Origin of the sequence: Enterococcus sp. 22-H-5-01 (assembly GCF_050310005.1) — a bacterium.
Lineage (GTDB): Bacteria > Bacillota > Bacilli > Lactobacillales > Enterococcaceae > Enterococcus_A > Enterococcus_A hailinensis.
The window spans coordinates 1494269-1506119 of the sequence record NZ_CP189993.1 but is presented as its reverse complement, the minus strand read 5'-3'; the positions used below and the strand labels follow the sequence as shown (position 1 = coordinate 1506119).

Sequence of the window (11851 nt, the reverse complement as noted above, 5' to 3'; positions counted from 1 at the left end):
CTTTTTGTGTTCTAGAAGATTAGATTTCTTCGAGTTGGATCGTTTGTTTGGTTTCTTCGACTACTAAACCAGTCCGCGCCTCCCACCAATGTTTCATTTCTTTCTCATAGGTAGTGGGAAAGCGATTGACCGTCTCGATCAAAGGCGCTCCTTGCAAGGTAGCGTAAGAAAAGTTCATGGCTAGATTTAGTTTTAACTCATTCAACAACAGATAGTATTCAAACATCATGTAATACATCTCATCATCATCTTTACTGGCTAAGACTAATGCTGCTCGGTCCAACATAAATCCTAAACTGCGCATCATAAATAAAAAACCGGGTAATTCTGCTGACTCAATATCTTCGACTTCTTTTAAAATATCGACATGCTGATCAAGCGCTTGCAATAGATCGGTTTGCAAATTGCGATACGTAACCATAGGTATCCTCCTTAAGATACTACTTTTAGTTAAGTATAGCACAAGCTAAAAAAAGTACCGTCGTTTTCTTTGCATTTGATTCGCAATATCTGTTCGTTTTGTGTAAAGTAAACAAAGAAGAAGGAGGCATTAAAATGGGGACATTAGCCATCATTACAGACCTACATGCAGATATCAATCATTTTGGTGATGAAGAGCTGGCATTATTGTTTGATTTATTACAAGAAAACAAGGTGACACGGTTGCATTTTGCTGGTGATACCGCAAATAAAATCGCTCATACTTTGGCAGTGAACCATTTTTTTCGTCATCAAGGCCTTCCGACGACTTTTAATTTAGGCAATCATGAGATGGGGAATATTCAAGGTGAACAGATGATCGAACATTATCCCGATAGTCATTTTCTCAACTTACGCTATCTGCCATTGACCGATCAGACGGTCTTATTAGGTTTCAATGGTTGGTACGATTATGGTTTTTCTGAATTAACTGATCCTAAAAAAATTCGTTCGACTAAAAATATTTATTGGTTTGATCGGATCATTGATCGTTTTTCAGATGATCAAACCGTTGATCAAGCAATTCTGAAGGAATTAAAATTAGTATTGGATGATTTGGCTCAAAAAAATTATCAAGTGATTCTAGCCACTCATTTTGTTCCTAAAGCAGAATTTATCGTTCATTTAAGCGGGAAATATCAAATTTGGAATAAATTGAATGCCTTTCTAGGTTCCAAAGCATTAGGTGAATTATTGGATCGTTATGATAATATCCAACAAGTGGTTTTTGGTCATACGCATCGACGCTTTTCTGATCAAGTCATCAATCAGACGATCTATAGTTGTCGTCCATTAGGTTATTACTACGAGTGGCGGATCACTCGCGATTTCATTTTAAAAAATCAATTGGCAGAGGTATTTATTCCAACTAAAATGCGGAGTATACTGAATAAAAACCAAACAGCTTTTGCTGCCTATAAAAAAGAGCATTTAATAGAAGAGTTTCGCCAAGCGATAACTTTAATCTCTTACTGACGAAAGGATCGTTTCAATGGAAACTATCAAGAATTTTTTTCGGCGTTTTACTCAGACTACACCCTTTGTTTTAGCGAATACCTTAGTGATCGTTCCTTATTTACTATTTATCCATTTGATTCATTCTAGTATTGCTATGACAGCGATGCCTTTTGTTTTATTCTATACTTTTCGTGTAACAGGAATCTTTTTGATTCGTGGGTTGCATCGTTCTATCGATCAGTATACGCTATTAATGGTGGCGCTTTTAATCGGAGGATTTGGCGCATTTTTGACATTACTAGGAACGATTTATTTTTCTAGTTATTTGTTTGGCAGCATATTATTAGGGCTGAGCGCGGCCTGGTTGCCAGCTGCAAATACTAGTGTCAATTTTTATGAGCAGACTCAGGGATTTCGCTCGATGACTAGTAAAGGATATCTTTATGCTTTGGTCGTTTTAGCCCCTTTAGGTTTTGGATTGACTGCAAGCTTACCGGTTCAAATGGTCGTCGTACCAAGTATGATTACTTTGTATTACATATGTGCCTATCATACTGTAAAGCATTACCCACATTATGAAATGGATTTTAAAGAATTACCTAAACATGTTTTTTCGATCCCAGAATTGATTTGGTTCGTTTTATTTTTCAGTGCTTTATTTTTATTACGTAGTGGGCGTTTGCTATTCAACGAAAAATTATTAGATGGTTCAATCATTTTGTTTGCAAGTATCTTTATTTTAGCCATCGTAGTGATTCATCAGGTTAAAGACCGCTGGAAATTACCGTTATGGCAAAATGCTCTGACATTTTTAAATGGAATGATCGGAAATTTTATTTTTCTTTTCGGGGCATTTTATATCGCAGTTTATAAAGGAAGTGCTGCTCAAGGTTTATACTTGTTTTTACCGTATGTTCTAGCGACAATCAGCGCCTTATTGGTTGCAGGCAAATTAAGAAAAAAAGCGAAAAATCCACTTGTTTTTCAGTTGTTTGGGTTGATGGTTGGTCTATTGCTGTTAAGTATTCGAAGTATCTTTCCACTTGCTATTTTTGTTTTGACATTTTTCCAAAAAAGTACCAGTTCTTGGTTGAATCGCCTATATTATCAAACCGATAGTATTCCTGAACAGCAACGGATTACGGCAAAATATTCTACTTCAAATAAGGGCAGCATCACCCATCAGTTTATTTTGATGTTTTTATTAGGCGCGACATTATGGGAGAAGGAATTGCCGATACGAGATCTTTTTCTACTAAAAAACCTGCATACTCAAGCAATTTTTGGGACGATGGATCTTGTTAAATTTGCAACGATCGTCCTATTATTAGCAGGAATTTATATTGTAGGAAGGATGGGCAAAGATGCGTTTAATCATTGATGGCGATGGTTCACCAGTAAAAGAAACGACAATCGAGGTTGCTAAGAAATTTTCATTACCTGTAGTGATCGTAACAAGTATTGATCATTATTCGACAAAAGAGTACCCTGAATTCGTAGATTTTATCTATGTTGATCGCGGAGCTGATTCTGCCGATTTTAAAATCGTTTCGGTGATCAAACCAGAAGACATATTAGTTACACAAGATTATGGGTTAGCTTCTTTGACATTAGTGAAAGCAGCACACGTCATGCATCAATCAGGTATGGAATATACAGCGATGAACATTGATTCTTTATTGACCCAACGATTTATTGGTAGTAAAATGCGGCAAGCGAAACAACGTACAAAAGGACCAAGACCTTTTACAAATGAAGATCGTACTCATTTTAAGAAAGTCCTAGAAGACTTGATTTCAAGCGATTTGTTGTAACATAAATGATAAGCTTCGTAATACTTGTAAAACTTTTTTTTGGAGATTCTAGTTTTTATGCTAAAATATGAAAGATCAGAAAGTAATGGAGGACATTCAGTTGAAAATTATTTTACTTTATGGTGGAAAGAGTCCAGAGCATGATGTAGCGATTCTATCGGCTTTTTCAGTAATTTCTGCGGTTTATTTTGATTATTATCAAGTCCAACTTGTTTATATTGATAAGACCGGTCAATGGGTCAAAGGCCCATTATTAACGGAAGCACCAGAGACAGATGAAGTGTTGCGCTTAACATGGGATCCAACGGGCAATGTTGTAGAAGGATTCAGCGGTCGAGTCATCGGAGCTGGCGAAATCAAAGAAGACAACGCGATCGTCTTCCCAGTTTTACACGGACCGAATGGTGAAGATGGAACGATCCAAGGTTTCTTAGAAACATTGGATATGCCGTATGTAGGTACTGGTGTAATGACTAGTGCATGTGCAATGGATAAAATCATGACAAAGTATATTTTACAAGCAGGCGGTATTCCCCAAGTACCCTATGTGCCTGTCTTAAAGAATCAATGGAAAGAAAATCCAAAACAAGTCTTTGATAAATGCGAAGGTATGTTGTTGTATCCAATGTTCATCAAGCCTGCTAACATGGGTTCAAGTGTAGGGATCTCGCGTGCCGAAAATCGCGAAGAATTACAAAAAGCCCTGCAAGAAGCCTATCTTTATGATTCTCGAGCTTTGGTTGAACAAGGAATCGATGCTCGCGAAATCGAAGTCGCTGTTTTAGGTAACGATGATGTACGTACGACATTACCAGGTGAAGTGGTAAAAGAAGTCGCTTTTTATGATTACAATGCAAAATATATCGACAATAAAATTCAAATGGCAATTCCAGCGGATGTTCCGGAAGAAGTGATGGATAAAGCACGTGAATATGCTAAGTTAGCCTACACGATGTTAGGCGGTTCTGGACTTAGCCGTTGCGATTTCTTCTTAACGAATAAGAATGAATTATTCTTAAATGAGCTAAATACAATGCCCGGTTTTACTGAGTTCAGTATGTATCCATTATTATGGGAAAACATGGGATTGAAATATGGTGATTTGATTGAAGAATTGATTCAATTAGGAAAGAAACGTTTCGAAATGAAAGCTGCATTGCATTTGAATAAGTAAGCCACGTTATATCACAAGCAGGATTTGAAATGTGAGTGTGACAAAAAATGTCACACTCCTTTTTTCCTAATAGAAGATTTTTAACACAATCGACTAGTCCTGTAGCTAGAGACAATTAATATGGGAGGAACACCATGAATTTTACAACGACAATCATCAGCAAAGCCGTTCAAGGTGAAGTATTGACGGAAAATGAGGTGACCGTTACTGGTGTCGAATTCGATACACGCAAAATTTCAAACGGCGATTTATTTGTTCCGTTAAAAGGAAAAAATGATGGTCATGATTTTGTGTCAAAAGCAATTGAAAACGGAGCGGCTGCAACATTATGGAGCAGCGATCCAGCGACTGCGCCAGAAGGGATTGCGGTTATTTTAGTGAATGATACACTTGCAGCTTTCCAAGCATTAGCAAGTTATTATTTATTAGAAGAACATCCAGATGTGATCGCTATTACTGGTTCTAATGGGAAGACGACGACAAAAGACATGACAGAATCTGTTCTTAGCCAGAAGTATCGGACGTATAAAACGCAAGGAAATTATAATAATGATATCGGGTTGCCTTATACGATTCTACACATGCCAGAAGGAACCGAAAAATTGATCCTTGAAATGGGTATGGATCACGCAAATGAAATCAGTGTATTATCTGAATTAGCAGAACCAGATGTTGCAGCTATCACGATCATTGGTGAAGCACATATTGAAAATCTAGGATCGCGAGAAAAAATTGCCGACGCTAAAATGGAAATTACTACCGGTTTAGCACCAGATGGTTTATTGGTCATTCCTGCAGATGAACCTCTTTTAGCAGATCGTATCCGTTCATTGTCACAAACGATTGAAACTTTTGGTATCCAACAAGGGGATATCTCAGCTACGATCTTAAATGAAAATAAAGGAGCAACTGTTTTTTCTGTAGATGATAGCGGCTATCAAATCCCATTACCAGGAAGCTACAATGTTCAAAATGCTTTGATCGCATTAGCAATCGGACGTTGGTATGGTCTAGATAATGAAGAAATTTTCCAAGGATTAGCGTATGTTCAAGTTACTCAAAATCGTACACAGTGGTTAAAAGCTAAAAATGGCGCGGATATCTTAAGTGATGTGTACAATGCGAATCCAACAGCGATGGCATTAGTTTTAGATACTTTTGCCAAACTTCCTACAGAGGGACGCCGAATTGCTGTTTTAGCAGATATGTTAGAATTAGGTGAAGAGTCATCGGCACTACATGCCAACATGATCAATCATATTAGTGAACAAGATTTTCAAGAAATATTCTTGTATGGAGAAGAAATGAAAGCTTTAAAAATTGCATTAGCTGATCGTTATCAAAATCTTAAGGTTCATTATTTTGCTAAAGATGAAAAGGCGCAATTGGTTGAAGCTGTAAAGGAAAGCCTACAAGCTGAAGATAGTATTGTATTAAAAGGTAGTAATGGAATGGGCTTGTTTACACTAGTGGAAGCTTTACAACAATAGTGAAAACTTGCAGAAAATAAAATGGTGTGCTAGAATGAGCCATTGCCGAGAAATGAAGTAATGATTGATGAGTCATCCAATAAATTAAAGATTCGCTAGTGGATAAGTCTACTGGCTTACCAATTATTTCTAAGGAGCGGTTGGGACATTATTCAAATGAACGATGTCGCAGCCACTTTTTGTGAGAGATGATCCTTCCGCCTGACTTCGCGGAGCGGTTTTTCGGTACCTATCGCCAAAGGTGGCAACTAAAGGGACGTTGCAGCCCAAACGCAGATAACTAACCATACGCTCTAAATGATAAGGTCAACATACATTAGGAGGATATCATTTGAAATTCAATGAATTAAAATTATCACCAGAACTATTGATCGCGGTTGAACGCGCAGGTTTTGAAGAAGCAACACCGATCCAAGGACAAACTATTCCTTTAGCATTAGCAGGAAAAGACGTTATTGGACAAGCACAAACAGGTACTGGTAAAACAGCAGCCTTTGGACTACCAATGTTAGACAAAATTGATACATCTAAAAATACTTTACAAGGTTTGGTTATTTCACCAACACGTGAACTTGCAATCCAAACACAAGAAGAATTGTATCGTTTAGGTCGAGATAAAAAAGTTCGTGTTCAAGCTGTTTACGGTGGGGCTGATATCGGTCGCCAAATTCGTGGCTTGAAAGATCGTCCACATATCGTTGTTGGTACACCAGGACGTATGTTGGATCATATCAACCGTCACACATTAAAACTAGAAACAGTTGAAACATTAGTTTTAGATGAAGCAGACGAAATGCTAAACATGGGCTTCTTAGAAGATATCGAAAAAATCATCAGTAAAGTCCCTGCAGAACGCCAAACATTGTTGTTCTCAGCAACAATGCCAGATGCAATCAAAAAAATCGGCGTTAAATTTATGAACCAACCTGAACACGTGAAAATCAAAGCGAAAGAAATGACTGCTGATTTGATCGATCAATACTATGTTCGGGCAAAAGATTTTGAAAAATTCGATATCATGACACGTTTATTCGATGTTCAAACACCAGATTTAGCGATCGTATTTGGACGTACAAAACGTCGTGTGGATGAATTAGCTCGTGGATTAGAAGCTCGTGGCTACAAAGCTGAAGGAATCCATGGTGATTTATCACAACAAAAACGGATGAGTGTTTTACGCTCATTTAAAGCTGGTAATCTTGATATTTTAGTTGCGACTGACGTTGCTGCCCGTGGTTTAGATATCTCAGGCGTAACGCATGTATACAACTATGATATTCCACAAGATCCAGAAAGCTATGTTCACCGTATCGGTCGTACAGGCCGTGCAGGTAAAGGCGGTATGTCTGTAACTTTCGTGACACCAAACGAAATGGGTTACTTACATGTAATCGAAAACTTAACTAAAAAACGTATGACTACATTACGTCCACCGACTGAAATAGAAGCATTCAAAGGTCAATTAGGTGCAGCGATGGAGCAAATCCAAAGCCAAATGGAAGAAAATTCTGCTAGCCTAGAAAAATATAGTGAAACTGCTCAAGAATTAACCGCTACTTATTCTGCTGAAGAATTAGCAGCATTGTTATTGAAGACAGTTGCTAAAGACCCAGCGGATTCAGTTCCAGTTAAAATCACTCCAGAACGTCCATTGCCTTCAAATAAAAAAGGCGGATTCAACCGCGGTGGAAATCGTGGCGGAAACAAACGTAATGGTGGTGGCAACAATCGCGGCGGCCGTGGTAAAGATAACTACCGCAAAGACCGTGATCGTAACAGTGATAACAATAAAAACAAAAATTACGGTGGCAACAAATCACGTAGTAACGGCAACAACAAAAATACAAACACAAATCGTAACAACGATAAAAAACGTGGATTTGTCATTCGTTCAAATTCAAACGACTAAAAATTTAAAAAGCTGGAACAAAAGTAGAAAAAACTTTTGTTCCAGCTTTTTCGTATTTTATATCACCAAAAATACAAAAAAATTTAATTTGAAATAGCTATTTTGAAAAAATAGTAATGTTTCTTTAGAGAAAAACGTGGTATTTGAAAAAGTCTTTGGTAAAATAAAGAAGATATATGAAAGGGTTGGAGTAATGATCAAAGGAATCGGAATCGATGCAACAGAACTTGAAAGAGTGGCAAAAATTATTGAGCGTCGCCCGCATTTTGTTGAAAGAATCTTAACTCCGGCAGAACAGACCCTTTTTGCTAGCCATTCTTCCCATCGTCAGGTAGAATTTTTAGCAGGGCGATACGCATGCAAAGAAGCATTTTCTAAAGCTTGGGGTACGGGGATCGGAAAAGTTAGTTTTCAAGATCTAGAAATTTTACGTGATAAGAGCGGTGCGCCGACCTTTACAAAATCACCACATCAAGGGAATGTATTTGTTAGTTTGACGCATACAGATGAACTGGCAATTGCCCAAGTAGTTTTGGAAGAATAGAAAGAAGGATACTTAGTTTATGGTTGTAACTTATCATCGACCAACGAGAGCCATTATACATAGGAAAGCATTAAGAGAAAATATCAAAAATGAAGTCGATCGTTTACCAAAAGATGTAGAATTATTTGCAGTCGTAAAAGCGGATGGTTATGGGCACGGAGCTGTTGCTACTGCGCAAACAGCATTGACAGCTGGCGCAACTGGTTTTTGCGTGGCGACTTTAGACGAAGCGATTGAATTAAGAGAAGCTGGAATTATCGAACCGATTTTAGTCTTGAGTGTGGTATTTCCAAGCTATCTCTCTTTGGTAGTGGATTATGATTTGTCGATCACTGTGGCGACAAAAGATTGGCTGATCGAAGCACAAGAGGTTTTAAAGGATTTAACCGAAATGACTGAACCAATCAAAATCCATATCAAAGCAGATACTGGAATGGGTCGTATCGGATTTGTGACCCCTGAAGAAGTGAAGGAAGCAGCAGAAATCGTGGAAGCTTCTCCTAATATGGTTTGGGAGGGACTATTTACCCACTTTTCTACAGCAGATGAAGTAGATTCTTCTTATTGGAAAAAACAAGCTTCACGATTTCAAGCAGTTCTTGCGGTTTTAGATCATTTGCCTCGTTATGTACACTCAAGTAATAGCGCTACGGCATTATGGCATGATCAAGAAATGCCTGGAAATATGATTCGGTACGGTATTGGAATGTATGGATTGAATCCATCGGGGCATGAGTTGCCTGAACCTTATAACTTACAGCCTGCAATGGAATTAGTTTCTGAATTGATCCAAGTAAAGAAATTAGCAGCTAATGAAAGTGTCGGCTACGGAAAAACCTACGATACGTCGGAAGCAGAGTGGGTCGGTACAGTACCTATCGGCTACGCTGATGGCTGGATTCGCAAGATGCAAGGTTTTTCGTTACTAGTAGATGGCGAATTTTGTGAAATTATTGGGCGAGTATGTATGGACCAATTAATGATTCGTTTGCCTAAAGAAGTCAAAGTTGGTACCAAAGTAACCTTGATTGGGAAAAATAGAGACAAAGAAATCACGATGCAAGACGTTGCTGATCATTTAGGAACGATCCATTATGAGATTTGTTGTATTCTTTCTGAACGTGTTCCAAGAATTTATCAAGAATAGATCGGATGATCTTAAAATTTTGGGAGGAGAATTATGGTAAAACGTGGTGATATCTATTTTGCAGATTTATCGCCCGTGATCGGCTCCGAACAAGGCGGCATACGCCCAGTGTTGGTTATCCAAAATAATTTAGGCAATCATTTTAGTCCGACGATCATTGTTGCTGCGATCACGGCAAAAATGGCAAAGCCTAAATTACCAACACATATTGGGATCCCATCGAACGGAACAGGAATCGAGCGAGATTCAGTCATTTTATTAGAGCAAATCCGCACGATTGATAAATCCCGTTTGAAGGAAAAAGTTTGTCATTTAGAGCCTTGTTTGATGGCGGAAGTCGATGCGGCATTGCGTATCAGTGTTGGGATCGAAACGGTATCGGAAGTCACACCTAGTCTTACATAAAATCAAAAAAATTGATTTATCATTATAAAAAATATTTGAGATATCATAATAGATTATTGTAATTGAAGCTTAGGATGATTTATTCATCTTAGGCTTTTTTTGTTATGCCCATCATATTTTGAATACATAAATAACCGATTAAAATAATTAAAAATGTTACTACGATATCAATTGCAAAAAATATTAAATAAAATGTGATATTTTTACATTTAGGTATGGTTATTTCGGGATATAATGATAAAATATTATTATAATCAAAAAACTAATTAATGATATTAAAGGATTAATTGTTGCGTTAGGAGGTTTTTTTGTGCGGCGATTGCTTAAGAATACGACCCAAAGGCATCTAGCGATTATTGGCGTATTACGGGATTTATTGGGGTGGCAAAACCCTGAAATGATTGCAGAATTATTAGATTGTTCAACTAAGACAGTCTTATCTGATGTAGAAGCGATCAATGATTATTGGGGAGAACATGTCGGCGTAGAATATTCCCGAATGAACGGGTTACGTTTGAATGAGGCACTGCATAATAAGACGCGACAACTGGCTAGAAATTTAATGGAAGAATCCGAAGCCTTCCTATTTTTAGAACGACTTTTTTTTCAGCCGAATGAAGAGATTGAGTACTGGTTGAACGAATTATATATCAGTGAAGCAACTTTTTATCGGATGATAAAGCAGATAGATACCGTTTTAGCAGAAAAAGGTTTGATTTTAAATCGACGTCCATTTTATATTACTGCAGAAAATGAATGTTGGGTTAGAGATTTTTATGTCCAACTGTTTTTAGAAAAATATGGAATCAATGAATGGCCCTTCGACGTAGAACGAGAAAATGTTATCGCATTCATTAGAAAAATGAATCTATCTTTTGAGTTAGCTTGCAACGATCGTGAGTTATTGGAAAATAGCTACTTGTTGGCAGTAACGATCGTTCGCACATCTCAAGGTTTTTATTCTAAAGCTACTGATAATCTATCGGCTAATCAGAGAACGATGGAAAAAATTTTGAGGTTACGTCCATTTGCAGATCGCATCGTCCATGCGACAAATTATTGTGTGACGGAGCATTGGCAAGATGAAGTAGCGAATAGTCTATTATGCAGTTGTGTGAATGGGGTCTTAGATAAAGATTGTCTGGAGACAGCCGCAGCTTTAGAAAGATTTATCGACGAACTAGAGCATATTTACGATGTTTCGCTGACTCCAGAAAAAAAACAGTACATGGTTAAACGGCTATTAAGGATCAAAACCAAATATCAGTCGTATCCCTACTCGCGAACGATCCTTTTTGATTCTGCAGCCTATTTTTCTAGGAATGCACAATCGCAATTTCCACATTTTACAAAATACGTCCATCAATTGTTATTGCAGTTAGAACGAACGACCGGCGATCCTTGGTTCAGTCAATTTCACTTTGCTGTATTGGCTATCTTATTCAAAGAATGGGAAGGCTTGGCACTATCGTTAGATATTCGTTCATCTAAAGTCAAAATTTTAGTTGTTAGTGATTCAGGCAAGAGCCATGCTAAAATGATTGCTGAGTTGATTCAAAGCCGTTTCTATTATCGTGTAATGATCAAAATCTACGAAGGTTCCACTTTAGAATTCCATTATGATGAAAGTTTTAAAAAATATGACTTAGTGGTAACAAATTTTCCAATTAAAAAATATCCATACAGCAATTTAAAAATCATTGATGATTTCATAACAGAAGTGGATCTTTCCGCCATCGGTGCAGTTGTCAAAGAAATTCATTAGAAGGCTATTTGGCCTTCTTTTTTGTGGAAAATAATAAAAAAATGAAGTAATAAAGTCGGGATTTTTAATAAAAAAAGGGTAAATATATTAGAATTTTAGACTAAAAATCTCTATACTGAATAGGTAGCAATTATTTTTACTTGTTTAAAGTATTGTATTTTTTTCA

The 11851-nt window shown here is 37.3% G+C and carries 11 protein-coding genes; 10 read left to right on the top strand and 1 reads right to left on the bottom strand.

All coding sequences use genetic code 11. The annotated features are described in order from the left end of the window. Nucleotides 1-19 precede the first annotated feature (19 nt). Complete coding sequence (locus ACQKTA_RS07645; RefSeq protein ID WP_427813349.1) at nt 20-421, bottom strand: hypothetical protein; 402 nt, start codon at nt 419-421, stop codon at nt 20-22. A 134-nt stretch (nt 422-555) separates the two neighbouring features. On the opposite strand from ACQKTA_RS07645, the gene ACQKTA_RS07640 reads away from it, so the two are divergent. From ACQKTA_RS07640 to ACQKTA_RS07595, 10 genes are all read left to right on the top strand, one after another. Then, entirely contained in the window at nt 556-1455 is a 900-nt protein-coding gene (locus tag ACQKTA_RS07640; protein WP_427813348.1) for a metallophosphoesterase, read from the top strand. A 16-nt stretch (nt 1456-1471) separates the two neighbouring features. Then, nucleotides 1472-2818 (top strand): hypothetical protein, encoded by a 1347-nt coding sequence (locus ACQKTA_RS07635; RefSeq protein WP_427813347.1) that lies wholly within the window; start codon nt 1472-1474, stop codon nt 2816-2818. After that, on the top strand, nt 2802-3251 hold the full coding sequence (locus ACQKTA_RS07630) for a YaiI/YqxD family protein (protein ID WP_332580424.1): 450 nt from the start codon (nt 2802-2804) through the stop codon (nt 3249-3251). The genes ACQKTA_RS07635 and ACQKTA_RS07630 overlap by 17 nt, the downstream gene beginning before the upstream one ends. Before the next feature lie 100 nt (nt 3252-3351). Further along, entirely contained in the window at nt 3352-4425 is a 1074-nt protein-coding gene (locus ACQKTA_RS07625) for a D-alanine--D-alanine ligase (RefSeq protein WP_332580423.1), read from the top strand. A 134-nt stretch (nt 4426-4559) separates the two neighbouring features. Beyond that, nucleotides 4560-5915, top strand: a complete 1356-nt coding sequence (locus ACQKTA_RS07620) for a UDP-N-acetylmuramoyl-tripeptide--D-alanyl-D-alanine ligase (RefSeq protein ID WP_427813346.1) — start codon at nt 4560-4562, stop codon at nt 5913-5915. A 331-nt stretch (nt 5916-6246) separates the two neighbouring features. Further along, nucleotides 6247-7824 (top strand): degradosome RNA helicase CshA, encoded by a 1578-nt coding sequence (cshA, locus tag ACQKTA_RS07615; protein ID WP_427813345.1) that lies wholly within the window; start codon nt 6247-6249, stop codon nt 7822-7824. A 193-nt stretch (nt 7825-8017) separates the two neighbouring features. Continuing rightward, complete coding sequence (gene acpS, locus ACQKTA_RS07610; protein ID WP_332580420.1) at nt 8018-8368, top strand: holo-ACP synthase; 351 nt, start codon at nt 8018-8020, stop codon at nt 8366-8368. A 19-nt stretch (nt 8369-8387) separates the two neighbouring features. Next, the gene (alr, locus tag ACQKTA_RS07605; RefSeq protein WP_427813344.1) at nt 8388-9515 is read left to right on the top strand and encodes an alanine racemase; all 1128 of its coding nucleotides are present in this window, start codon (nt 8388-8390) and stop codon (nt 9513-9515) included. A 33-nt stretch (nt 9516-9548) separates the two neighbouring features. Beyond that, entirely contained in the window at nt 9549-9920 is a 372-nt protein-coding gene (locus ACQKTA_RS07600) for a type II toxin-antitoxin system PemK/MazF family toxin (RefSeq protein ID WP_332580418.1), read from the top strand. 310 nt (nt 9921-10230) lie between these two features. Next, a complete protein-coding gene (locus ACQKTA_RS07595; RefSeq protein ID WP_427813343.1) occupies nt 10231-11685 on the top strand; it encodes a helix-turn-helix domain-containing protein in 1455 nt (484 codons plus the stop codon). Nucleotides 11686-11851 lie beyond the last annotated feature (166 nt).

What these genes read in the sequence shown, in the direction of transcription:
- ACQKTA_RS07645 (WP_427813349.1), bottom strand. Translation starts at nt 421, where the DNA reads ATGGTTACGTATCGCAATTTGCAAACCGATCTATTGCAAGCGCTTGAT.
- ACQKTA_RS07640 (WP_427813348.1), top strand. Translation starts at nt 556, where the DNA reads ATGGGGACATTAGCCATCATTACAGACCTACATGCAGATATCAATCAT.
- ACQKTA_RS07635 (WP_427813347.1), top strand. Translation starts at nt 1,472, where the DNA reads ATGGAAACTATCAAGAATTTTTTTCGGCGTTTTACTCAGACTACACCC.
- ACQKTA_RS07630 (WP_332580424.1), top strand. Translation starts at nt 2,802, where the DNA reads ATGCGTTTAATCATTGATGGCGATGGTTCACCAGTAAAAGAAACGACA.
- ACQKTA_RS07620 (WP_427813346.1), top strand. Translation starts at nt 4,560, where the DNA reads ATGAATTTTACAACGACAATCATCAGCAAAGCCGTTCAAGGTGAAGTA.
- acpS (WP_332580420.1), top strand. Translation starts at nt 8,018, where the DNA reads ATGATCAAAGGAATCGGAATCGATGCAACAGAACTTGAAAGAGTGGCA.
- alr (WP_427813344.1), top strand. Translation starts at nt 8,388, where the DNA reads ATGGTTGTAACTTATCATCGACCAACGAGAGCCATTATACATAGGAAA.
- ACQKTA_RS07600 (WP_332580418.1), top strand. Translation starts at nt 9,549, where the DNA reads ATGGTAAAACGTGGTGATATCTATTTTGCAGATTTATCGCCCGTGATC.